This is a genomic window from Hymenobacter fodinae, assembly GCF_004745825.1.
Taxonomy (GTDB): Bacteria; Bacteroidota; Bacteroidia; order Cytophagales; family Hymenobacteraceae; genus Hymenobacter; species Hymenobacter fodinae.
Genome location: NZ_SRLA01000001.1, coordinates 657081 through 681414, shown reverse-complemented (window position 1 = coordinate 681414; position 24334 = coordinate 657081). Strand labels below are relative to the sequence as shown.

The following is a 24334-nucleotide window of genomic DNA, read 5'->3' as shown; positions in this document are numbered from 1 at the left end:
GTTCCTACGCGCGGGGGCGTTTTCTGTTTGTTACTTTCTGGATTTTCTGCTCAACTACCCTCCCAAAGGGCCCGCCGCCCTACCTTTGCGGCCTATGTCCGCTTCTCCCATTCTGTTGCGCCTGCACCTGCTGGTGATTCTGGCTTTTTTGCTGTTTTACGCTCTGAAAGCCGCCCTGCTGCTGCTAAACCGCCACGAGCAACTCCGGGCCCTGCGCGCCCGCACCCGCATTGCCGATTCGCTGCTGGGTTTTCTGATTCTGCTCACCGGGGGCATCCTGCTAGGCCAGTACCCCGGCCCTACGCCCGCCTGGCTGTGGGTGAAGCTAGGCCTAGTGCTGGTGCTGCTGCCGGCCGCCATTGCCGCCATGCGCCGGCAGTTTAAGCCGGGCGTGGTACTCACGCTACTAGGGTTTTTCTACGTGTATGGCCTGGCTGAAACCGGCAGCCTCTCCCTTAGCCGGCCCACCGAAAAGGCTTCGTATGCTACCACCCCTGGCCTAGCCGAAGCCACCGCCACCCCCGATGCCGAAGCGCCGGCCCGGCTGGCCGAGGACAGCGCCCAACAAAACTCAGCGCCCGAGCCCGAGTTTGCCTCCACCGATGGCCTGGTTCAGGGCAAAGCGCTGTACTTGAAAAACTGCGCTGCGTGCCACGGGGCCGATGGGCGCCTGGGCGTCAACGGGGCCCACGACCTCAGCGCTAGCAACCTCAACGCCACTGGCCGCGTGTATATGGTTAACAACGGCGTTGCGCTAAACGGGGTAGTGAAGATGCCGAGCTTTAAAGACCAGCTTACCCCCGAGCAGATTGAGCAGGTAGTGGCCTACTCCCTTACCCTGAAGTAGCCGCTTGTGCTTCGCAGGCATCTTCCTGGCCTAGCCCTCGTTTACAAGCTATTCCCCCTTCTTACTCCGCTTACTCTCTCATCACGCAGTACACTTCCTATGGCTAATAAACCTGCCTCTAAAGGCCGCAAGCGTGGCAATAGCACCCGCCACCCCGGCGCCGTCGATGGCGTTAAGGGGCGCGCGGGTCGCATTCTGGCTAAGGCTAACCAAGACGGCACCTACGACACGGCCCTGGAACAGGAAACCGCCGTGCTGGTAGCCGTACCCGACAAGCGCCAACCCGATACCCAAACCCAGGAATACCTCGACGAACTGGCCTTTCTGGCCGAAACGGCCGGGGCTCAAGTAGTCAAGCGTTTTGTGCAGCGCCTCGAGAAACCTGACATCCGCACGTTTGTGGGCGAGGGTAAGCTGGCCGAAATCAAGGCCTACGTGCAGCACCAAGACATCAGCATGGTCATTTTCGACGATGACCTGTCACCTTCGCAGCTGCGCAACTTAGAGGCCGAGTTGGAGGTGAAGATTGTAGACCGCTCCCTGCTCATCATCGATATTTTTGCCAGCCGGGCTAAGTCGGCCACGGCGCGCACGCAGGTGGAGCTGGCCCAGTACCAATACCTGCTGCCCCGCCTCACCGGTCTCTGGACCCACTTAAGCCGGCAGCGTGGTGGGGGCGTGTCGCAGCGCGGACCGGGTGAAACAGAAATTGAAACCGACCGCCGGGTAGTGCGCGACCGGATTGACCTGCTAAAGGAGCGCCTCAAGGACTTCGACAAGCAAAGCAACACCCAGCGTAAGTCGCGCGGGGGCATTGTGCGGGTGGCGCTGGTGGGCTACACCAACGTGGGCAAGAGCACCATCATGAATATGCTAAGCCGCTCCGACGTGTTTGCCGAGAACAAGCTGTTTGCTACCGTCGACTCAACGGTGCGCAAGGTGGTGCTGGAAAACGTGCCTTTCCTGCTCTCGGACACCGTTGGGTTTATCCGCAAGCTACCTACCCGCCTGATTGAGAGCTTCAAGAGCACCCTCGATGAAATTCGGGAGGCCGACCTGCTGGTGCATGTGGTGGACATTTCACACCCCACGTTTGAGGAGCAGATTGCAGTGGTAAACGAAACCCTCAAAGACATTGAGGCCGGCGACAAGCCCATGCTGCTGGTCTTCAATAAAATTGACCTCTACAACCCCGAGGCACAGGTGGAGCACCACGGCGGCTTTGAAGGCATGAACGAAGATGAAGACGCCCCCGCCGCCCGCCCCACGCTGGAGCAGTTAAAAGCCACGTACATGGCCAAAATGCACGACCCCGTAATTTTCATCTCGGCCCAGGAGCGGGAGAATATTGATGAGCTTCGGGCTTTGCTGGTGCGCCACGTATCCACTATTGCGCAGCAGCGCTACCCCAACGTGCACCCCATTACAGAAACGGAAGAAGAGTAGCCGATTCTACCTTCTGAGTTGCCCCCGCCCACCTGCCTCTGCAGATGAGCGGGGGCTTTTTCTTTTTGGGATATGGCGCCAAGCCTATAAAGCTCTTTATAGGCTTTCACCAACTCTAGAGCCATTGCAGGAATGATACTACGACAAAGAAGATCATCTATTTTTGAGAAAATTTCAGTATATTCCAATTATATTGAAATAATTGTAACCCAACTGCAATTTTGTTAGTAGATGTCCCACGCTTTCCTAATCTCTTTTTCACAACCAACTACCGTATGAAAAAAACCTTTTACTCTCTTACCCTCGCGCTTCTTGGTACTGGCCTAGCGGCTTCCGCGCAAGCCCAGAATCTGCAATTCTCGAAGGCCGACCGGTTTAATCTGCAGCAGCCGCTCCGTCGGCAGTGTGCCACCATGGAAGTATATGAGGCGCAAGTAGCTGCTGACCCGCAGTTACCCCAGCGCATGGCGGCCATTGAAGCACAAACCCGCAAGTTCGAGTCCAGCGCGGCGGCCCGGCGCGTGAGTGGTACTGCCGCCGTGACGGGCACCGTGACTATTCCAGTGGTAGTGCACGTGGTATATAACACGGCCGCCCAAAACGTCTCGGCGGCCCAGGTGCAGGCCCAGATTAATGTACTCAATAAGGACTTTTCTAAAACTAACACTGATGCCAGTTTGATACCTGCGGCGTTTGCGGGGCTGGCGGCCAATACCAACGTGCAGTTTGTGCTGGCCAAGCGCGACCCAAATGGCAACGCCACCACCGGCATTGAGCGCACCCAAACCAAAGTATCTTCCTGGAGCTCCAACGATGCCGTGAAGAACGCCAAGCGGGGGGGCGCCAACGCCTGGCCTGCCAGCCAATACCTAAACCTGTGGGTGTGCAACCTAGGCCAGGGGCTACTGGGGTACGCACAATTTCCGGGAGGCCAGGCCAGCACCGATGGGGTAGTAGTTCTGTACTCTTCGTTACCCGGCGGCTCGGCTAAGCCCTACGACAAAGGCCGGACGGCGACACACGAGGTAGGCCACTGGCTGAACCTGCGCCACATCTGGGGGGATGCCAGCTGCGGCAACGACTTGGTCTCGGACACGCCCACTCAGCAAACCAGCAACTACGGCTGCCCTTCCTTCCCGCACGTGACCTGCTCCAACGGCAGCAACGGCGACATGTTCATGAACTACATGGACTACACCGACGACGCCTGCATGTATATGTTCACGCAGGGTCAATCGGCCCGTATTAATGCCCTGTTCGCTTCCGGTGGAGCACGGGCTTCGCTGCTTACCTCAGCGGGCGGTACCGCGCCAACTGCGCTGGTGGCCAAAACTGCCGACGTAGAGCTTTATCCTAACCCCACCAGCAACCGCCTGACGTTGAAGCAGGGTGCGGAGCAGGCCAGCACGCAGTGGGCCGCTAAAGTCTACGACCTGCAAGGCCTGGAAATGAAGCAGGTGCGCGCCGAGAATGCCACTACGCTAGACGTAGCCGCCCTGCCCGCTGGTCTGTACCACGTCATCCTGTCGGATGGCCAGACCACCATCCACCGCCGCTTCCGCAAGGAATAACTTCGCTTTTCTTACCTGTTTTAACAGCCTGGCCTACCCCAAGTAGACCAGGCTGTTATTTGGCGGCTTACCGGACCTAGTTCTGTACGCTGTCAGCCTGCTTACCCCGCCCCCTCCTTCTCCACAACCAAACACCCTTTTTATGAAAAAAGCCATTTACGCAATGGCCCTGGCCTGCGTGGGCCTAGGTGCGAGCTATTCTGCTCAGGCCCAGAAAGTGCGGCAGTGTGCCACCATGGAAAATCTGGCCGCCCAGCTGGCCGCCGATCCGACCCTGGCCCAGCGCCTGGCCGTCATCGAAAACCAGATTCAGCAGGCCGAGGCTAACCCGCTGGCGCAGCGTGGCACGGCCGCTACGCTCACTATTCCGGTAGTAGTGCACGTACTGTACAATACCACGACCCAGAACATTTCCGATGCCCAGATTCAGTCGCAGATTGATGTGCTGAACGAGGACTTCAACAAGCTCAACAGCGACGTGAGCAAGACGCCGGCGGCCTTTGCAGGCTTAGTGGCCAATGCGGGTATTCAGTTCACGCTAGCTAAGCGCGACCCGAACGGCAATGCCACCACCGGCATTGAGCGGAAGCAGAGCGCCACCACCAGCTGGGGCACCGACGACAGAATGAAAAGTACTGCTACCGGTGGCCTCAATGCCTGGCCGGCCGGTCAGTACCTGAACCTGTGGGTGTGCAACCTGAGCGGCGGCGTACTGGGCTACGCGCAGTTCCCGGGCGGCGCGGCCAGCACTGATGGCGTTGTTATCCTCAGCTCGGCCTTTGGGCGGGGCGGCTCCTCCTCGGCGCCCTTCAACCTGGGCCGGACGGCGACGCACGAGGTAGGCCACTGGCTGAACCTGCGTCACATCTGGGGTGACGCCAGCTGCGGCAACGACTTGGTCTCGGACACGCCCACTCAACAAACCAGCAACTACGGCTGCCCTTCCTTCCCGCACGTGACCTGCTCCAACGGCAGCAACGGCGACATGTTCATGAACTACATGGATTATGTGGATGATGCCTGCATGTACATGTTTTCCCAAGGGCAGTCGTCGCGGATGAACGCCCTGTTCGCTTCCGGTGGGGCACGCGCTTCCTTGCTCACTTCGGCGGGCGGTACGGCGCCGGGCGGCACCACGCCCACGCCCACTCCTACCACGCCCACCTACTGCGCTTCTAAGGGCAGCAGCGTATCATATGAGTGGATTGATCTGGTACAGCTGGGCTCTATCAACCGCACCTCGGGGGCTAATGCGGGCTACTACGATGGCACCGCGCTGGGCACTATCGTAACGGCGGGCACGGCGCAAACCATTAGCTACTCGGCGGGCTACGCCTCTTCGGCTTACACTGAGTACTGGAAAATCTACATCGACTACAACCAGGATGGCGACTTCACCGACTCGGGCGAGTTGGTGGCCAGCCGCAGTAGCTCTTCGGCCAGCACGCTTACCAGCACCTTCACAGTGCCAGCTATGGCTAAGAGCGGCAAAACTCGTCTGCGCATCGTCATGAGTGACGCCTCGGCCACTACCAGCTGCGGCACCTACAGCTACGGCGAAACCGAAGATTACAGCATCACCATCTCGGGCGGGGCGGCTCGCCAGTCGGGCGCTACTGCCGAAACGGCGGGCTACCGCATCTTCCCGAACCCAGCGGCCGATGTGCTGAACATTGAAGTGCCCGCCAGCATCCAGAACAGCGCCGTCTCGGTGAAGGTGTATGATGTGCGAGGGGCGGAGATGAAACAGGTATCCTTCGATGGCAATCTGCTCACGGTGGGTGGCCTAGCCAAGGGCATGTACCTGTTGCGCATTGATGACGGCCAGCAGGTGTCGCACCAGCGCTTTATCAAGGAATAAGTGGCCTAGCAGCTTGCTCGTTGCCTGCACTTACCCTTCAAGGACTCGCCGGAATCGGCGGGTCCTTTTTGTTGCGTTCCTTTACGCCACTGCAAGCGCCACCGTAGGCCACAACCATTTGGCGGGCGCCGTAGTAAAGGACTCGTTCCCCTCTTTCTCCTCTACCTCCCGATGAAGACTTTGTACCTCATGCGCCACGCTAAATCTAGCTGGAGCTTCGACGACCTCACCGATAAAGAGCGGCCACTGAACACCCGGGGCCGCGACGATGCTCCCGCCATGGGCCAAGCCCTGGCCGAGCGAGGAATCACCCTGGATCTGGTCGTGTCGTCGCCCGCCGTGCGGGCCCTTAGCACGGCCGCCCTGGTAGCCAAAGAAGTGGCCTACCCACCCGAAAAAATTGAGGTAATCGACCGGATTTACGAAGCCGAGGTGATGGACCTGCTTGATGTGGTGCGGCAGTTGCCCGACGGGGCCGACTCTGTGCTGCTCGTAGGCCACAACAATACCCTCACCGATTTTGCCAACGTGCTCTCGCCCAACCCCATCCCGGAGATGACCACGGCGGCCATTGCCTGCCTGAAATTCACCTGCGACCGGTGGGTGGACGTGAACCGCATCAACGCCGAACTGTACTTCTACGATCATCCTCGACACGAGAATTAATGAGGAGGTAACAGTAGCCCGCCAAAGCAGGTGCGCTATTTGCAGGCTCCGCATCCCATTACCACCATCCCTTCTCTCATGGAAGAAACCAAACAGGTTCGTCCTCAGCTGCTAAACCGCGAATTGAGCTGGTTGGCCTTCAACCGCCGCGTATTGCAGGAAGCGCAGAACCCGGAGGTGCCACTGCTGGAGCGCATTAAGTTCCTGGCTATCTTCTCCAGTAACCTCGACGAGTACTTTAAGGTGCGCGTGGCCACGCTACGCCGCCTGGTGAAGCTGAAGAAGAAAACCCGCGCCAAGCTGGGCGAAGACCCCACCGTGCAACTCCAGGATTTGCTGGCCGAAGTAGGGCGCCAGCAGCAGGAATTTGGCGAGACTTTCCGCAACGGCATTCTGCCCGAGCTGCGCAATCAGCACATCCACCTGGTTTCAGAACACGACCTGACGCCGGAACAGCACCAGTGGGTGCTGCAGTACTTCCGGGAGCACGTGCAGGATTTGCTCTCCCCCATCATCCTCGACGACAACCTGCACCACCTGTTCCTGCGTGACCAAAGCGTGTACCTCACCTTCTTCCTTAGCCACCCCGTGGAGAAAAAGAAGAAGCACGACGAGGAGCGCATCATGGTGATGGAGCTGCCCACCAAGCGCCACGGCGGCCGCTTCGTGCAGCTGCCCACCCAGGGCGAGGAGAAGTACGTGATGTTTCTGGACGACGTAATCCGGTGCGGGGCGGCGGAGCTGTTTCCGAAATACCAGAAGGTGCAGGTGCACGCCCTCAAACTCTCCCGCGACGCCGAGCTGGACATTCAGGAGGAAGTATCGGGCAACATGCTGGCCAAGATCAAGAGCAGCCTGCAAAAGCGCGAAACCGGCTACCCCGCCCGCCTGCTCTATGACCCCGCCATGCCTCAGGAGGTACTACGGGCCATCATGCAGAAAACCGGCATTGGCAAGGAGGAGCTGGTAGAAGGCAGCCGCTACCACAATTTCCGCGACTTCTTCGGCTTCCCCGATCTAGGCCTCTCCCACCTCAAGTACGAGCCCCAGCCCGCGCTGCCCCATCCCACGTTGCCGCGCACCGGTAAGATGCTGCCCGCCATTGCCCAGCGCGACCACCTGCTGAGCCCACCCTACCAGTCGTTCGACTACGTGACGCGGCTGATAACCGAAGCCGCCAAAGACCCGCAGGTCAGCGGCATCAGCATTACCCTCTACCGCGTTTCCAACAAAAGTGAGGTGGCCAAAGCCTTGCTGAAAGCCGCCAAAAATGGCAAGCAGGTGACGGTAGTGGTAGAGCTAAAGGCGCGCTTCGATGAAGAATCGAACATGTTCTGGGCCGAGAAGCTGCAGAAGGCCGGCGCCAACGTTATCTATGGCATTCCTGACCTGAAAGTGCACAGCAAGCTGCTGCTGATTACGCGGGGCGAAGACGACCAGAATAAACTGTACGCCTACCTCAGCACGGGCAACTTCAACGAGGTAACCAGCCAGATTTACGCCGACCACGGCCTGTTTACGGCCAACCCGGCCATCACGCATGAGGTGGCCGAGGTGTTCCGCTACTTCCACGACCGGCAGGACAAAACGGGCATGTTCAAGCACCTGCTGGTGGCTCCTTTCGAGCTGCGGGAGAAGCTGGTGGCCCTCATTGATCATGAAATTGCTCTGGCCCAGAAGGGCAAAGAGGCCTACATCATTCTCAAGCTAAATGCCCTGCAGGATGAGCGCATGATTCTGAAGCTCTACGAGGCCAGCCAAGCTGGCGTGCGGATAGAGCTACTGATCCGGGGCATTTCCTGCGTGATTCCGGAGCTAGCCGGCCAGAGCGAGAACATTACCCAGCGGGGCCTGGTAGACCGCTACCTGGAGCACGCCCGGGTGTACGTGTTCGGTAATGGTGGCCACGAGAAAGTGTACGTAGCCTCGTCTGACTGGATGGCCCGCAACCTCGACCGCCGCGTGGAGGTGGCCTTCCCAATTCTGCAAGATGACTTGCGAGCCGAAGTGCGCCACCTGCTGGACTTGCAGCGCCAAGACAACGTGAAGTCGCGGGACTGCCACAACAACTTTATTGGCCAAGACGACGTGGAGGCCGGTAAAATTCGGGCGCAGTTTGAAACCTACGAGTACCTGAAAAAGCTGAGCCAGAAAAGGCGCAAGTAGCTTCTCTACGCTTCTTCGAACACAAAGCCCCGTCCTACCACATGGGGCTTTTTGCTGGGCCACAAGCTAGGCCGTTGTGCTTTTAGTGAGGCCAGCACCATGAAACTTTGTACTAACTCCGAGCTATGACAGGCGTACAGCTGAACTGAACTATTCTCCTCACAACCAACCCCAACCTGCATGGAAAGTATTAAAGCCAAGGGCTATGGCGCGTCCAACTCAATCTTCAGTGGCCTATCGGAAATGGAGTTTGAGCGTCACGCTCCCAAAGAAGACGAAGTACACATTGATGTGCTCTACTGCGGCGTGTGCCACTCCGACCTGCATCAGGTAAAAAACGACTGGAGCAACACCATTTACCCCTGCGTGCCGGGCCACGAGGTTATCGGCCGGGTAGTGCAGGCAGGCAGCGGCGTTACCAAGTTTAAAGTGGGCGACCTAGTGGGCGTGGGCTGCATGATTGACTCGTGTGGCAGTTGCGCGCCCTGCCGCGACAAAGAGGAGAACTACTGCGAAGGCCCCGTGAGCTGGACAGCCACCTACAACGGCTACATGAAGCCCGATGGCAGCGGCTACAACACCTACGGCGGCTACTCTACCGATATTGTAGTGAAGGAGTCGTTTGTGCTGCGTATCCCCGACTCGCTGGATGTGCAGGCCGTAGCTCCCATCCTGTGCGCCGGCGTTACCACGTACGCGCCCCTCAAGCACTGGAAAATCAAGCAGGGCGACACCGTGGGCGTGGTAGGCCTGGGTGGCCTAGGCCACATGGCCGTGCAGCTGGCCGCCGCCATGGGTGCCGAGGTAACGGTGGTTACATCCACCAAGGAAAAGCAAGAAGATGCCATGAAGCTGGGCGCGCGCCACGTCCTGATTTCATCTGACAAAGATGCCCTGAAGCAGCACGAGCTCAGCCTCGACTTTATCATCAACACCATCCCCGACAGCTACGACATCAACGAGTACGTGTCGTTGCTGAAGCGCAATGGGACCATTGTGGCCGTAGGCCTGCTCGGGCCTTACAAGAAGCCGCTCAACAACATGGAGGTGGCCATGCACCGCCGCTCGGTGGCCGGCTCCATCATCGGGAGCATTCAGGAAACCCAAGAAGTACTGGACTTCTGCGCCCAGCACAACATTCTGCCTGAGGTGGAAATGATCAAGATGCAGGACATCAACAAGGCCTTCGACAAGATGCAGGACGAGGAGGTGCACTACCGCTACGTCATCGATATGCAGTCGTTGAAAGAGCCCGCCTAGGCCACTATTTTGCTACAACACAAAGGCCCCACCGCAGCGTTGCGGTGGGGCCTTTGTGTTGTAGGGCAGTGAGCCAGTAGCCGGGTGTGTTACTTGTCTACCGTTTTCTTCAGGAACTTGCGCGGGGGCACAATGAACAGCTCAAAGGAGGCGTAGGGCGCGCCGGCCAGCTTGCTGTCGATGATTTTAAAGCGGTTGTCGTTGGTGCGGTCGAAGGCGTCGAAGGCGTAGTTGTAACGGTAGCCGCCTTCCAGGCCAAACCATAGGAAGTCGTAGATTTCTCGCTCCCAACGGCCCCGGAATTTCACTTCGGTTTCGCGCAGCTCCAGCGTCCGCAAGTCTATGGCGTTTTCACGACGCAATGGCTGCCGCAGCTTGATGATGTAGTTGAAACCATCGACGGAGTAGCCCGCAAAGAACAAGGAGCGCGGCGACGCATTGTAGCGCATGGTGATGCGCGCCGGGAACAGCGCCTCTACCCCCCACCGGTTGTTGAAGGTGCGGTTATACAACACGGCCGGATAGATACTCTGCCGGCCAAAGGTGTAGCCCAGTTGTAGGCCTACGCCCCACGAAAAGGTTGGGCTACGCTTCCAGCCGTAGAGGAACTCCGAGGACACCCGCAAGTAGTCACGCACACTGAGTTCCGAGGAAGTATAGTCGCCACTCAACTCACCCTTGATGCGGAAAATATACCAGTTCACCTCATTTACGGGCCGGATAACCGCTAACTGCGTTCCTAAGGTTTTGAGGCCTTTGTCCTCAATGTTGTCGTAGAGCTCGTAGCCCGTGGGGTATTCCCGAAACTTAAACTCTTCCCGTTCATAGTTCACCCCCAGTATCACCTTGAGGTGAGGCCGGTTCCAGAACGGGATGTATCCTTTTACGACCAGCCGGGCGTTTTTTTCCGCTTGCGAACGGTAGTCATTCAGCCCTACTGCTCTCCCATCGGAGTTGATGTTGAAGCGGGGCATGCGCTCATAGTGAAAAATGAGGCCTTTGCTTGGTCCCATTCCCAGCACCGAGGGAGTAGCAAATTCCTGAGCGTTGGTGGCCGCAATTGTGTCGCCGGCCGGGGGCGCGGGGGGTGGGTATACCGGGGGAGTGGTAGGCGTGATCTGCGCCTGTGCAGTCACCGCCCCTCCTAGCAGAACTGTACCCATGATCAGCGGACGGAAGCCTCGCTTGCACAGCGTCGAGAATTTGGTCATAAAGGAGAAAGATGCAGGGGTGCAAAACGACGAAAAGACGTCAGGCTAGCCTTAACGTCTTTTCGCGAAAAAGGATGAGGAAAAAGCAGGACAGTGGCCACCCTAGGCCACTATTCTGGAGGCTCCCCCCTTTGTTTTGCTAGAACAGGAAGTCGAACCCGACAAACACCAGGTTCTCCTCGCCAACTGAGTAGGTAGCGTTGACAACCGCTTGCTTCAGAATATCAACCCACACGCCGCCACCAACAGCCGTATGGAAGGCTTTTAGGCCGGTTTTGGTGTCATAAGAAGAGTACACGCGGGCGGCATCGGCCAGGCCCAGAATACCGAACTTACCAGGCACCAGGTAGGCGTTGAAGGTGAAGAGCTGAATGCGCACTTCGCCGTTGGCGTACACCGAGCTGCGGCCGGCGTACCGGGTGCGACGGTAACCACGCAAGTTGGTGGTACCGCCCAAAGTGTTAGCCTGGTAGAAGCGGTAGTCGCCGAGGTTGCGGTTAGCCCCAATGCGGCCAGCCCAGGTGAGCTGGAAGGGGAAGTTGGGCGACAGGTAGAACCGGGCTTCCGTGGTCAGGCGGCCGTAGCTGAGCTTCTCCCCATTGAGCTGGTAGTTGTACTCGGCCGCGTTGTAGAGGCGTAGGCCTATGCGCGGGTTCTTGGGCGAAGAGCTGGCATCGAGGTTTAGGTAAGCCTTACCACCCAAGTAGCGGTTCAGCCCAAAGTCGGAGCTGCGGATACCCACGGCCGAGGTGCCGATAATGCCGTTACCGTTCTCATCTAGGCCAGCGGCAATCTCGCTGCCAATCTGGTTGCGGTCGACCCGGAACTGGTCGTACTGCGGACCGAAGCCCAGCTGCAGGAAGCTGAAGAGGCTTTTCTCCAGCATGGGTGCCACGTACAACCGCGAGAACCGGATGCGGTAGGTGTCATTGATGTCGCGGTTGCGAATGCGCCCCCCACCATCATTCTCCTCAGCTAAGCGGTTGCGGGTGTCGTTGCCCAGGCCAAAGTAGTTGTATAGCAACTGCGGGCCGTAGAGTTGGGCCGTTACGCGCAGGTCCAGCTTGCCGAACAAGTCTACGTAGTGGCCTAGGTAGCGCACGTTATAGGCGCTCTGCGAAGGTGAATAGTTGGCAGCCAGGCTCTGCTCGGTAGCGTAAGGCTCTTTGCGGAACCCGTAGGTGCGGTAAATCAGGCCGCCCCCCACAAACACCCGGTCATCTACGTTGTAGCCAAAGTAAGCCGTGGGGCCCAGGTAGTTGAGGGTGTAGTCTTTGCGGTCGGTGCGAGTGTGCACGTCGTAACGGCTTACATCCACGCCGGGCTCCAGGCGCAGGCGGGCATCTTTGCCAGCCACAATGATGTTGCTCGTGTCGGCATCATAGATGTGCAGCTTGTGGTTGATACCTGATACGTTCGAGCGGTCTGTGATGCTGTCCTTATCGGTGCCGCCAATGATGCGCACCTTCGCGCCGCGCTTCACGTCGCCTTTCACATCATAGATGTCCTCGCCGGCAAAGCCGTACAACCGGATTTCCTTGGTCACCTTATTATCAAAGGTGCGGTCGAAGAGGATCTTCGTGAGCTGGCCCTCTTTGTTGATTTTCTGCACCGTTACGTGCGTCTTATCATCGGGCAGGCGCTCCACCACAAACTTCTCGCGCTTCTTAGAGCCTTTTACCTCCGTCACGCGGCTCACCATGGTGTAATAGTCGGCCGCTACTTGGGGCAGCAGGTCACGGCGGCTTTTCAGCTTGGCAATGATTTCGGGCCCGTGCAGGTCGTAGATCTGCTTAGGCCACCGCTCCCGGAACGCCTTCTCAATTACATCATCGGTCAGAGAGGCTTTCAACTCCTCGGCCTGCTTAACCCAGTCCTCCTTGGTTACCGAAGCCAGGTATACCCGGTCGTTGCTCAGGGCGGTCAGGTTTAGGCCTTTCCAGTCGGCGTAGTCCTTCCCAAAGTTCTGGAAGTTGCGGATGGCCCACTTACGTGAAGCTAGGTACGGAAACAACCCATCACCCTTGAAGAAGGCAATGTCGCGGTCTTCGGGCACGGCCGTGAATTTCCGGTCGCCGTCCTTGTCCTTTTTCTCGGCCCAGCGCCACTGGTCCTCGTGCCTGTCCCAGTCGCCAATCCACATATCGAAGAGGCGGGAGCGGGCAAAGGCTTTTTCGTTGACGCGGTTGTCGTTGTCGTCGGTGATGCGCTCAAACACCTTATCGGTGCCCACCAGGTTCTTGGCGTTGCCGAGGCTTTCTACGTTGCTCTGGTCGTCTTTGGCATCTTCCTCAATGGCGCCTGGCGTGTTGGCAAAGCGGGGGAGGTAAATGCCCAGCAAGGGGTCCTGCGGAATGTAGCGTAGCTCGGGGTTGGTGTGCAGAATACCCGCGGCCGTAGCCAGCGGAGGCAGCGGCAGGGAGCCCAGCGGGTGTTGCGCCGAAATCTGGTCCTGCAGAATGTCGGCGGCGGCGCCGGTACGCAAGGCCTCGGGCAGTACCGCCGAGGGGTCTTTGTTGAGGCTCCGGATGGTGAAGTTGCGGCCTTCCTCGTTGCGTACTTTCAGGGAAGCCGTTTGCTTGCCGCCCCCAATTTTATAGGGCGTTAGGCCACCCTTCTCAGTAGCTAGGTCCAGCACTGGAAACTTAATAGGCGTAGCCCACTCCTTGCGGTAGTGCTCCCCGAACAGGAACCGGTGAAACTTGCCGGCCTCATCATACTTCGGGTGAATAGCCGTGGTAACGGTGCTGTCGCGGAAGTTGGGGCGCGGGGTGGCTGCGGCCGCGGCAGCAGGATCGGTTTGCGCAGCCGTGGCGGCGGCCAGGGCATACATGGGGGTGCGGAACACGCGCCGGGCGGTTTCGCCCTTGCCTTCCGGAATGAAATACTCCACCCATACCTGGCCATCCTGGTAGTAGTTCACGCGGGCAAAGCCCTTCTCCTTATCCGAGAAAATGGCATCGCCGCCGTTGCCGGGCTTTACGTGCTGAGTTTTGCAGCCCGAGCCGCTCACGATGTGGTTGAGGTTGCCTTCCTTGAAGAACTGCAGGTTGTGCTCGTGGCCCGCGGCGTACACTACGTTGGGGTACTTCTGGAAAATCTCCAGCATACCCTTCTTGTAGGCCTGGTACAGCGGGTGAGCAATATCCTGGCTTACCCCGCCATACTTACGCGCGAAGGGGTAGATACTGCCGATAACCGGCAGCGGCAGGAAAGCATACTTATAAACGATGGACAGCGGGAAGAAATGGTCGCCCAGGGTGAAGTAGCCGCCATGAATACCGTCGGAGAACAAAGGGTGGTGCGCCACCACCATGATGTTCTTGTCCTTATTGCGGGCAATAATATCTTCGAGCTGGGTGAAGAAGTCGGTTTCGTTGGCTACGCCGCAGCCGCTGTTGGCTCCGTAGGGCCGCTCGCCGTTGGTTTGCAGAAACCACTGCGAGTTAACCGCAATCAGCACCAGGTCATCCTGCAGGCGCACCTCAAAGGGGCCGGGGCAGGCATCGCGCGGAATAAAGAAGTCGCCGGTATAGGAGAAAGCCGCCGAGTCTTTGGTCATGTAGTTCTCCACAAACCGCTGTTCGCGGTTTACCTGATCTACCCCACCGCGCAGGCCCTGCTTCCAGTCGTGGTTGCCGGGTATCATGTACTTTTCGCCGGCGTAGTTGCGCAGAATATCCAGTTGGTCGGTGATACGCTTTTCCGATACTTTCCGGTCGTAGGCCCCTTCTTCGGGCATGCCGTACTCGTACACGTTGTCGCCGAGGTACACGGTGGTGCTGCGGCTGCCGGCAGCCAGAATCTGCTTGCGCAGGTAGTTCAGGGAAGGCTCCCCTCCTTCTTCGCTGGGAATGGGTTTCCCGACGTCACCAATCAGGAAAACTGAGTACCGGATGGAGGAGCTGTCTGGGGGCGTTTTGGCCTCCCAGTTTTCGCCCCCGTTGCGGTAGTTCGGCCGGGTAGGGTGCGGGGTCTGGTCGGGCTTTTGCGCCAGCGCGTTAGAGATAGTGCCGCCCGCCAACAACATCAGCAGGCTGCAGGACAGAAAATGTCTTCTCATAGAGAGCAAGAGAGTAAACAAAAAAGGAGCAAAAGCCTGTTACTTGCTGTTACTATACGAGAGTAAACAGGCGGCGGAAAACAGGGTTGCAGTAAATACGATAAACTTGCCGCGGACCGCTGTTTTCCAGCGACTAAAGTGGGGGTGCCTGCCCTACGCAAATCAGCCGGCTTCGGTTGGGCTTACCCTCCGGAAAACCTGAACCGCGCAGCTACGTTCTAAGCCTTACGGATCTGCTGGCCGGCACTTTTTTCTTATTTTCCGCTACATGGAAACCATCCCTACGCTCAAACCTGCCAAGGCCGAGATTGTCAAGAAGGCGAAGGCCTATATCACGCAACTGTTTGAACAGCAGCTGCCCTCTCGCCTAGTATACCATTCGCCCAAACATACCGCTGTAGTGGTAAAGGAAGCCAAGGCTCTGGCCGAAGCGGCGGGCCTCAGCGAATCCGATCAGGAAGCCCTAGTCTTGGCGGCCTGGTTTCATGATGCTGGCTACGTGGATACCTACGACGGCCACGAGTACCGTAGCATGGAAATAGCCGAGCAGTGGCTTACCGAGCACGACTACCCTGCCGATCGGATTGCGGTAGTGAAAGATATCATTAAGGCCACGCACCGCGACGAGCCCCGGGACACCGAGCTGCAACGCCTGCTGGTGGATGCCGACATGAGCAACCTCGGGCGCGAAGACTTTTTTGCCAATGCTGAGCTGCTGCGTACTGAGTGGGAAACCACCCTGGGCAAAACCTACTCTAACACCGAGTGGGCCGAGACGCAGCTAAACTTCCTGCTGGGCACCAAGTACTATACTGATGCGGCCAAAGAGCGCTACAAGGAGCAGTTCAAGGCCAACATCAAGGAGCAGCGCGACAAGCTGAAGAAGACCGAGAAAAAGAAGAAAAAGAAGGAGGAAGAAGCCGAAGCTACCTTCGCGGAGCCCAAACGGGGCATCGAGACGATGTTCCGGACCATGTACAGCAACCACATGAAGCTCTCCGACATGGCCGATAAGAAGGCGAACATGATGATCAGCCTCAACGCGGTGCTCATGTCCCTTATCATTACCTACTTCGGGGCTAAGCTAGGCAGCAAGTCGGCGGCGCTGAGCAACGTAGGCCTGTTGCGCAACCCGGTTATATCTATCCCGATGGGTATCCTGCTGGTAACGGCACTCGGTTCAGTAGTAACGGCTATTTTGTGTGCCCAGCCCGACGTGACGAGCTTTAAGTGGCTTAAGCGAAGCCCTCAAATTGCTACCAACCGCCGCGTGAACCTGCTGTTCTTCGGTAACTTCAGCAAGCTTAGCCTCGACGACTTCCAGCATGGCATGACGGAGATTATGCGCCAGAAAGACGCCCTCTACACCAACATGGTAACGGACATCTACTACCTCGGCGACGTGCTTACTCGCAAGTACCGGCTGCTACGCCTGAGCTACACCATCTTCATGGTAGGCCTTATCCTCACGGCCCTCTCCTTCGGCATTGTGCTGCTGTACAAGTCGTAGCGCGATGAGTGAGGTGGCCTAGCCCCCTTGACGAAACCGTAGATTTTCACTTTGCACAACCATCGAGTTATAAGAGAGCCCTTGCTTCCACTGTGGAGCAAGGGCTCTTTATTTGGGTTTTAGCGGAACAGCAAAGAGTTGGCCTTTGGCACCACTTGTTCAAAGCCATGCCGGTGGCCTAGGCCACTTCGTTCAGGCATTTTTCTCGCATACGGCTGCTAGGCCGCGTATGGAACGCCCCAAAAACCGGCGCATGCGGTGCAGCTGCCCGAAGCGGATAAGCCGGTTGTGGCTGGCAATGTGGCCATACCGGAACTCCATAGTGAGCAAACAGGCGTCAACGTTGACGGCCTCAATGAAGTAGAAGAGCAAGGAGTTGGGGAACAGCCGGAAATGAGAAATCTTTTCCACGTACTCCATTTGGCCTTCGTCATCCTGAAAGCGCTGGATGGCCTGAAAATCAATCTGCCCCTGGAAGATATCGACCTTGTAGCTGGTGCCTAACCTTCCAACCTTGGTTACGTCGTAGTGCACGGCCGTGGCGCCTTCCATCCAGCGCGGGCGCAGCCGGAAGTTGCTGAGCACCCGCAGCAAGTACGGCGCCGGCACCCCAATGGCTCGGCGCACTTTTAACACGCACCCCCGCCCCGGCTTGTCGCGGGCCGACGCCGGGGCGTTGAGAAGGAGGCGCAACGGCGAGAGGTGGGCGTAGCGGTAGGCCACTTCCCCCAAGTGGTCGTAGAATGCCGAGCCGTGCAGCAGGCGCGTCCAGGAAAAGCTGCGGACTAAGTCGGCAGGCGTTTGGGTTTCGATGTAGCCTTCCGAGAGCAAAATGTACTCCGAGCCCATGATGTTGTTTTTGAGCAGGCGGTGCACCACAATCACGTCGCGGCCCATGAGCTTAGTGTACTCCCGGATCTGCGCTACACTTACGCGCCCATAGTGCACAATAATTTTAAGCGTAAGCACATGTTCAGCCAGCGCCGCACTCAACTCTGAGCCCGTGTCGCGCTCCACTACCCGCAGGTAATTCTGAAAATCGAGGTAGATACGGCGGCACTGCTGCACCAGCTCCCGAATAGGCGGCGGCGGCCCCAGGCGGTAGAATAGCACAGCATCGCCCTGAATCTCGTTTACCTGCAGGCCTAGCGTGTTGCCCTCAATGAGAATTTCCAGCAGATCGGCCACCAGAAACGGGGCCTGCGGGCTCCCCGATTCCTCAATGAATCGGGTGAAGCCACTGATGTCGGGGATAAACAGCAGGGCCGGCACCATGCCGTCGTCATCCGCTTCGGCGGTAAGAGCTCGGCCCGCCCCAGCAGCCCGGCGCGCGGCGCGCATATCATCCAACAAGCCCATGCAGCAGGAAGAGAGAAGTAAACGGAGGGGAATGGCGGTTATGCGCCTAGCAAGGTACAGTCTGGATGCTATACGGCAGCACGTGGCCCCTAAGTTTGGGCAAGCGCCCCTTTCGCCGTAGCTTTGTTATACACTCCCGTCTGGCTGCGTAGTTCAACGGATAGAATAGGCGTTTCCTAAACGCTTGATATGGGTTCGATTCCCGTCGCGGCTACTAAAGCCCGCTCTCTGCCCCTAGAGAGCGGGCTTTCCTATTGTAAGGCCGACACCGAGTGGCCTAGCTGAGTGAGGGGCTGTTCATCTGCCTTTTTAGACTAGAGCAGCGCTTAACACGTTATGGCTACCCTACTGCCCAGGGCCTAATAGGGAAGGTAAACCTACCTCCGCTCCATAATAGCCGTTTTATGCCTGACGCTTATGTGCGGCTGCCGAACTAGGCTGGGTTGGGATTGGGGCTCAGCTAGACCTCTCTAATTCTAACTCCCCGATCTTTAACTTCTTATCTAAGCTAAACCATTGCCTACCCATGCAACCTCGGCGGCAGAGCGTCGTTTATGGACTATGCGTATTTTGCCCTTGGACAATACCGTATAAATCCTGATTACCAGACTACTACAGTTGCCTACATTTGAGTATCTGCCGCTTTAGTGCTCAAGCCATGGAAGTCTACCGCGAAATCCTGCCCCAGAGTTATTTACTGATTCTGACCGACTCCGAGCCAGATGACCTCTCGCCCCTGTCTCATGCGCTCCGCCTGGCTAGCCGTAGCGGCAAAAACAGCATCTGGATAGATTGCAGCCACCTGCCTAAACTGCCTTTTAGCGTGTTGCGGGTGTTAGTGCGGTATTACCGGCGCCTGCGGGTGCGCAACATCTCCATGGTGCTCTGCCACGTAGGCGACGCTGATCATCAACAAATAGCCAAGCTCCCCACTACTCTGTGCCCGCCCGTGGTACCGTCGTTGCTGGATGCGGAGCGGTACTGCCAAACGACCCACCCCATCCTGCATCGGTCGCGCCGCGCCGCCTAGCGCCGCCTAGGCCAGTACCGCCCTACAACAAGCCCGCTAGGCCGTTGATGGTCAGGGCTACTACAGCCGTATTAAACCCAAAGGAAAGCAGTCCGTGCAGTAGCGCTAGGCGCCGAATGCCCCCATCGGCAATACTGACGTCGGCAGTCTGCGCCGTCATCCCGATAACGAAGGAGAAGTAAGCGAAGTCCAGATAATCTGGCTCGGGGTTATCACCCGGAAACAGGAGGCCACCTACTTGCTTTCCGGCATCATTGGCAGCGTAAAACAAGTGTGCGTACCGGAGGGTGAAAAGCGTGTGCACCAGCAGCCACGCCGTCAGCACACTCACGCTGCTTACTACCACATGTGCCACCATCAACGGATCAGCCCCTTGGCGCATGGAAGAGAGCAACAGCACCACAGCTATCAAGCTGGCTGTAGCGGCCGTGAGCACGAAGCCAAAAGAGAGAACCCGCCCTGGGTCTTCGCGCGTGGCTAGCTGGCGGATGTGGCCTACATCGGCAATGAAGATGATAGCCCACGTGAGCAGCAACGTACTCACGGCAAAGGTTGCCCAGGCCGCCAGGAGACGCAGCATGAGGGGCCAGGCGCCGGGGGCCAGCCAGTAGAGCAGCAGCGCCGGTAACCCACCCAACGACAAGCGCTTCCAGGTGGTCAGGCGCGTGAGCTGATGGAAACCCAGGGGGCGGCGGGCAGAAGTGGAAGGGGCCATAGCATCGACGGAATGAAATATTCTGCGTAAGCTACGGCGTCTCAACTGTTGCGCACATGAATTCTGCTCCGCTTTCCGGGCTATACGCTCCCTCCCTCAGCCTGCTCACCGACCTCTACCAGGTTACCATGGCCTACGGCTACTGGCAACAAGGTATGCAAGACCGTGAGGCCGTGTTTCACCTCTACTTCCGCCGTCCGCCGTTTGATGGTGGCTATGCCGTAACGGCCGGACTGGCCTACGCCGTTGATTTTCTGGAGAACTTACGCTTCTCGGAAGATGACCTCACCTACCTGGGCAGCCTGAAAAGCGCCAAAGGCGGGGCCATGTTCGCGCCAGAGTTCTTAAACTATCTGCGCGACCTGAAATTCACCTGCGACGTGGATGCCATTGCCGAGGGCACTGTGGTTTTCGCCAATGAGCCCCTGATTAGGGTGCAGGGCCCGTTGCTGCAGGCCCAACTGGTAGAAACGGCGCTGCTTACGCTTGTGAACTTCCAAACGCTGATAGCCACCAAAGCCTCTCGCATCCGGGAAGCCGCCGGCTCCGATACCGTGCTGGAATTTGGGCTGCGCCGCGCTCAGGGCTTCGATGGAGGCCTGAGCGCCAGCCGAGCCGCCTACCTGGGCGGGGTTGATGCTACTTCCAACGTATTAGCCGGCCAACGCTTCAGTATTCCGGTGAAAGGCACCCACGCCCACAGCTGGGTTATGGCTTTTGATGACGAGGTAGAAGCTTTCACAGCTTATGCTAAAGCCTTCCCTGACGACTCCGTGTTCCTAGTAGACACATACGATACGCTGGAAGGCGTGCGCCAGGCCATCAAAGTAGCCCGTGAGATGCGCGCCAACGGCCACGAGCTGGGTGGTATCCGCCTCGACTCGGGTGACCTGGCCTACCTCAGCCGCGAGGCCCGGGCCCTGCTCAACGAAGCTGGCTTTGAGAACGTCCGCATCGTGGCTAGCAACGATTTGGAGGAAAACCTCATTACCAGCCTCAAGCAGCAAGGGGCCAGAATCGACACCTGGGGCATCGGCACCCAACTAGTAACGGCCTTCGACCAGCCCGCTCTAGGAGGAGTATACAAAATGGCTGCCCTGCGCAAACCCGACGACTCGGGCTGGGACTACACCATCAAGCTTTCTGAGCAGCTCGCCAAAACCAGCATCCCCGGCATCCTGCAAGTGCGTCGCTACGAAAGCGAGAAAGGCCAGCCCCGCGCCGACATGCTCTACAACGTAGCGGAGCCCCTCCCCGAGCAGTTCACCATCATCGACCCGCTGGATGCCACCCGCCGCCGCGCCGTGCGCCCCGATGCCACCTACCGCGAGCTGCTAGAGCCCATTTTCCGCCGGGGCCAACTGGTACATCAATTACCCACCCTGCAGGAAAGCCGCGCCCACGCTCAACGTGAGGTCCAGAGCCTCGACCCCAGCATCCGCCGCTTCCTCAACCCCCACACTTACCCCGTAGGTCTGGAGGAAACCCTCAACACGTTCCGCACCAACCTGATTCTGGAAAAACGCCCGTTGCGACCGGCGTAAATAGGCACATTTAATTCTATGAAAAGATCCTATGCTATGTTGTGTGTAGGTCTGTGCATTAGTTGCCAGCGAAGTCCAAGCGGCATTAGTAGCAAGCCTCTCAGTACAAAAAACACCCGTCAGTATGTAACAGTGAGCGGTAAACTATACCCACCATCCTCACGAGATTCCACCGTATTACTACACGAGTTTGATATGGTATTTGTTCGCCGTGACAACAATCATGACATAGAAGAAATTGTCAGTGAGCACAATACAAGCCTAGGAACATATAGAGCAGAACTGATAGCAGGCCAACTCTACTGGGCCTCTCTGCGGCTGATTTCACGTAACTGTCGGGTAGAAACCTGGGAAATATTTATCCCTAACAACAGTGATGGTAAATGGAAGCATGACTTCTACTTATCAGCCCCTGACAGCACAGAGTATAGTGGCTGCTTGACTGGTTGGCATTACAAGAAATTATAGCTTCTAACCAGCCATGCCACGAATGAATAAGGCAAAGCTATATACTATCTCTAAGAGCCAGATTCTATGGTCTCCGAATCCTGAGAAACACGCCCCTTGCAGCCGACGTCAAAAGCAAAGAAGGACCTATAGGTAGGTCCTTCTTTGCTTTTAAATCAATTGAACTTCTTCCAGAGCTTGGGCAGCAACTTCGGTAACTGGCTCTCAGTCCAATCTTCGCCTTTAGTAAACGAATCCGAATCATAATCTAGTCCGCGGGAAGCTGCTATTTCCCTAGGGAAGGTCTCGTCTTCCTCTTCTTTGCCAGTGCGCTTTTGAAAAGCCGTAGTTGCAACAGATAGAAGCTCTTCGAAATCCTGGTATGGAGCATCAAGGACGGCGGCCAGCGTGTCGGGCTTATCCAGTGCGGCCTTGAAAACACTTTCTCCTTGCCCAACCAGCCAGCACCGGAAGTATAAATAGCTGTCGTCGGACACATAGCCGTCGAGGATCTTTTGAGCAGCCATAATACCAAAATCATCGGCCTCAATTAGGCACTCGCACAGAAGGCACTCAAAATCAATTATCTCTTCGGGCGCGTACTTCTCCAGGCTGCTGATTAGCTCTTTCTCCTGCAGTCCCTGGTCGCCACCCGAAGCCTTTTTGGCTGAATATATCAATTGCCAGAATTCTTTCTTATCCATTGTGCGTGCTACTAGTGTATGGCTAAATAAGGCAAAACCCTACACTATGTCAGCAAAAGCCTATACCCTCTAGGCCTAACTTGGCAGCTATTTTTGCAGGGTATTCGTTGTACTAGCAACTCACCTGCCGCCGGCCACCCCCTAGGCCACTGCGGCTCCAACCGTTACAAGCATGTCAACCCTGAAATTTAAAACCAGCATTAACTGCGCAAATTGCGTGCGCGCCGTAACGCCTTTCCTCGACGCCGAAGCCAGCGTGGAGAAATGGAACGTAGACACCAATAGTCCTGAGAAAATCCTCACGGTAGAGGGTGAAAACCCCATCCCCGAGCTGATTATGAAATCCGTGTCGCAAGCCGGGTTTGACATAGAGCCGGCGTAATCCTGACATGAACTCAAAAGCAACAGGCCCATCTGGTTTCCAGATGGGCCTGTTGCTTATTCATTGTAACCGAAGTTATCGTGCTGCATCCGTTGAGTTACAAAGTCGTTCCAACTCTGGTACAGTTCGTAGTAGGGCCACTGAGCATCAACCTCACGATGCCCAGTCCAAGTGAGATGCACCAGCGCGAAGGTTGGTTCTACGTTTTGAAACTGAAATAGCACATCGTTATTGGCTTCACTTTTGCCTACGGCTGCTGCTTCGAGACTAAAAAGTGGATGAGCTGGGCTTAATTCTCGCTGTAATTCCGTCTCAAACTGTAGTCGCTCTGCTTCAGCCAGCTCCCGCCAAGGTATTAACCAGATAAAAGGGTGAACTTGCACTTACGCCTCGTAGCGCAACTCGCCAGCTCCTACGCGCAGTACCACATCAGTTTCTGGGGTAATGCGGCCGGCTACTTGGGCTTGGTAGCCGTGGCTGCGCAGGGTTTCGGCTACGGCTTCGGCCTGGTCTTCTTGGGTAACGAGGAGCATACCGTTGCCCATGTTCCAGTACAGGTAGGCTTCGGTGGGCGTGATACCAGCCAACTCAGCTAGCTGCTGCATGGCGGGCAGCGGCTCGAAGAGGTTGGTCAGCTCGGCACCCACGCCGTTTTTGAGCACCCTCTTGAAGTTATCGGCAATGCCGCCGCCGGTGATGTGGGCGGCCGCGTGCAGGGGCAGGCCGGCATCTAGCACCGCCGCTATGCCGGGCGAGAAGATGAGAGAGGGCGCTAGCATCACTTCACCCCAGGTTTTGCCCATTTCAGCGGCGTCAGGACCGGTGTAAGGGGCTTCGTGCCACTTCTCCCCAAAGGTTTTGGTGAGGGCGCGGCGGGCTAGGGAGTAGCCATTGGAACGGAAAGAAGGCGAGCGAAGCGTCACTACGGCCTGTCCGGCGCGCACGTTGGCACCGCTCAGTGGGCGCTCTAAGCTGGGGTGCAGCACGCCCACGGCCGTAGAGCACCAGTTGAAATTCATTTTAGCGCCGGGGTAGCCGCCGATGCGGTTGCCCAGCTCGGCAATTTCGCCGCCCGTTACAGCAATCTGGCTGAACTGAGCCGCGTCGTGCAGGCCACGCATCAGCTCGTCCACCACCTCGTAGTTGAGGGTATTCACGTCGATGATGTTCGACAGGTTGGTAGGCACGAAACCGGCCACTGCCAGGTCGTCGGCCACCATGGCAATCAGGTCGTAGCCCAGCGTATCGTAACGGTCCAGGCGCTCGGCCACTTCAATCTTGGTCCCAATACCATCGGAGCCGATACCCAGCCGCTCCGCTCCGAAGTGGATTTCGTTGGAGAACCCCCCTGCCAGATCTTGGGCCGGCTCGCCGGGTTTGCCCGCACGAGTCGAGAAGGTTTTCTGAGCCCAGTGGTAGGCGTTCTTAGAGGCAGCGTTGCCTTCTTCAATGGAGTAGCCGGCGGTGGCTTTGATGTTGGTATCGATGGACATACAGGAAACTAGAGTAAAGCTAGAAGCTAGTTCCCCTCCTCAGCTTAGGAGGGGCTAGG

At 57.5% G+C, this 24334-nt stretch carries 17 protein-coding genes and 1 tRNA gene; 12 read left to right on the top strand and 6 right to left on the bottom strand.

Features of this window, described 5'->3' with window-relative positions; all coding sequences use genetic code 11:
• Positions 1–94 precede the first annotated feature (94 nt).
• The 7 genes from EU556_RS02885 (at position 95) to EU556_RS02855 (ending at position 9817) form a co-directional block, all read left to right on the top strand.
• Positions 95–847: a c-type cytochrome gene (locus tag EU556_RS02885; RefSeq protein ID WP_135430848.1), complete on the top strand. Its 753-nt coding sequence runs from the start codon at positions 95–97 to the stop codon at positions 845–847.
• Positions 848–946: 99 nt separating this feature from the next.
• Positions 947–2293 carry a GTPase HflX gene (gene hflX / locus EU556_RS02880; RefSeq protein WP_135430846.1) on the top strand — a complete coding sequence of 449 codons (1347 nt, stop codon included), beginning with the start codon at positions 947–949 and terminating at the stop codon, positions 2291–2293.
• Between the two features lie 275 nt (positions 2294–2568).
• The gene (locus EU556_RS02875) at positions 2569–3864 is read left to right on the top strand and encodes a M43 family zinc metalloprotease (RefSeq protein ID WP_135430844.1); all 1296 of its coding nucleotides are present in this window, start codon (positions 2569–2571) and stop codon (positions 3862–3864) included.
• A gap of 142 nt (positions 3865–4006) precedes the next feature.
• Positions 4007–5725 (top strand): GEVED domain-containing protein, encoded by a 1719-nt coding sequence (locus EU556_RS02870; RefSeq protein ID WP_135430842.1) that lies wholly within the window; start codon positions 4007–4009, stop codon positions 5723–5725.
• Between the two features lie 171 nt (positions 5726–5896).
• A complete protein-coding gene (locus tag EU556_RS02865) occupies positions 5897–6391 on the top strand; it encodes a SixA phosphatase family protein (protein ID WP_135430840.1) in 495 nt (164 codons plus the stop codon).
• Between the two features lie 78 nt (positions 6392–6469).
• On the top strand, positions 6470–8557 hold the full coding sequence (ppk1, locus tag EU556_RS02860) for a polyphosphate kinase 1 (protein ID WP_135430838.1): 2088 nt from the start codon (positions 6470–6472) through the stop codon (positions 8555–8557).
• A 180-nt stretch (positions 8558–8737) separates the two neighbouring features.
• The gene (locus tag EU556_RS02855; RefSeq protein ID WP_135430836.1) at positions 8738–9817 is read left to right on the top strand and encodes an NAD(P)-dependent alcohol dehydrogenase; all 1080 of its coding nucleotides are present in this window, start codon (positions 8738–8740) and stop codon (positions 9815–9817) included.
• A gap of 89 nt (positions 9818–9906) precedes the next feature.
• Here the strand turns inward: EU556_RS02855 and EU556_RS02850 are convergent, their stop codons facing one another.
• Together EU556_RS02850 and EU556_RS02845 are read right to left on the bottom strand one after the other, a co-directional pair.
• Positions 9907–11028 carry a DUF6268 family outer membrane beta-barrel protein gene (locus EU556_RS02850; protein WP_135430834.1) on the bottom strand — a complete coding sequence of 374 codons (1122 nt, stop codon included), beginning with the start codon at positions 11026–11028 and terminating at the stop codon, positions 9907–9909.
• Between the two features lie 139 nt (positions 11029–11167).
• On the bottom strand, positions 11168–15091 hold the full coding sequence (locus EU556_RS02845; RefSeq protein ID WP_245327379.1) for a BamA/TamA family outer membrane protein: 3924 nt from the start codon (positions 15089–15091) through the stop codon (positions 11168–11170).
• 268 nt (positions 15092–15359) lie between these two features.
• Here EU556_RS02845 and EU556_RS02840 point away from each other — a divergent pair, with 268 nt between their 5' ends.
• Positions 15360–16601 (top strand): Pycsar system effector family protein, encoded by a 1242-nt coding sequence (locus tag EU556_RS02840; RefSeq protein WP_135430832.1) that lies wholly within the window; start codon positions 15360–15362, stop codon positions 16599–16601.
• A 192-nt stretch (positions 16602–16793) separates the two neighbouring features.
• On the opposite strand, the gene EU556_RS02835 is transcribed toward EU556_RS02840, so the two are convergent.
• A complete protein-coding gene (locus tag EU556_RS02835; protein ID WP_135430830.1) occupies positions 16794–17960 on the bottom strand; it encodes a DUF2652 domain-containing protein in 1167 nt (388 codons plus the stop codon).
• 142 nt (positions 17961–18102) lie between these two features.
• Here EU556_RS02835 and EU556_RS02830 point away from each other — a divergent pair.
• Positions 18103–18174 (top strand) — tRNA-Arg (locus EU556_RS02830).
• A 444-nt stretch (positions 18175–18618) separates the two neighbouring features.
• Complete coding sequence (locus EU556_RS02825; protein ID WP_135430828.1) at positions 18619–18990, top strand: STAS domain-containing protein; 372 nt, start codon at positions 18619–18621, stop codon at positions 18988–18990.
• 22 nt (positions 18991–19012) lie between these two features.
• Here EU556_RS02825 and EU556_RS02820 read toward each other — a convergent pair whose 3' ends face one another.
• A complete protein-coding gene (locus EU556_RS02820) occupies positions 19013–19705 on the bottom strand; it encodes a DUF1345 domain-containing protein (protein ID WP_135430827.1) in 693 nt (230 codons plus the stop codon).
• Positions 19706–19761: 56 nt separating this feature from the next.
• Between EU556_RS02820 and EU556_RS02815 the strand changes: the two genes are divergently transcribed.
• Positions 19762–21249 (top strand): nicotinate phosphoribosyltransferase, encoded by a 1488-nt coding sequence (locus EU556_RS02815; protein WP_135430825.1) that lies wholly within the window; start codon positions 19762–19764, stop codon positions 21247–21249.
• 623 nt (positions 21250–21872) lie between these two features.
• Here EU556_RS02815 and EU556_RS02810 read toward each other — a convergent pair.
• Positions 21873–22400, bottom strand: coding sequence for a DUF4240 domain-containing protein (locus tag EU556_RS02810; RefSeq protein ID WP_135430823.1), 528 nt, complete (start codon positions 22398–22400; stop codon positions 21873–21875).
• Positions 22401–22572: 172 nt separating this feature from the next.
• On the opposite strand from EU556_RS02810, the gene EU556_RS02805 reads away from it, so the two are divergent.
• A complete protein-coding gene (locus EU556_RS02805) occupies positions 22573–22782 on the top strand; it encodes a heavy-metal-associated domain-containing protein (RefSeq protein WP_135430821.1) in 210 nt (69 codons plus the stop codon).
• A 383-nt stretch (positions 22783–23165) separates the two neighbouring features.
• Here EU556_RS02805 and EU556_RS02800 read toward each other — a convergent pair whose 3' ends face one another.
• The gene (locus EU556_RS02800; RefSeq protein ID WP_135430819.1) at positions 23166–24275 is read right to left on the bottom strand and encodes an AIR synthase-related protein; all 1110 of its coding nucleotides are present in this window, start codon (positions 24273–24275) and stop codon (positions 23166–23168) included.
• Positions 24276–24334: the final 59 nt, after the last annotated feature.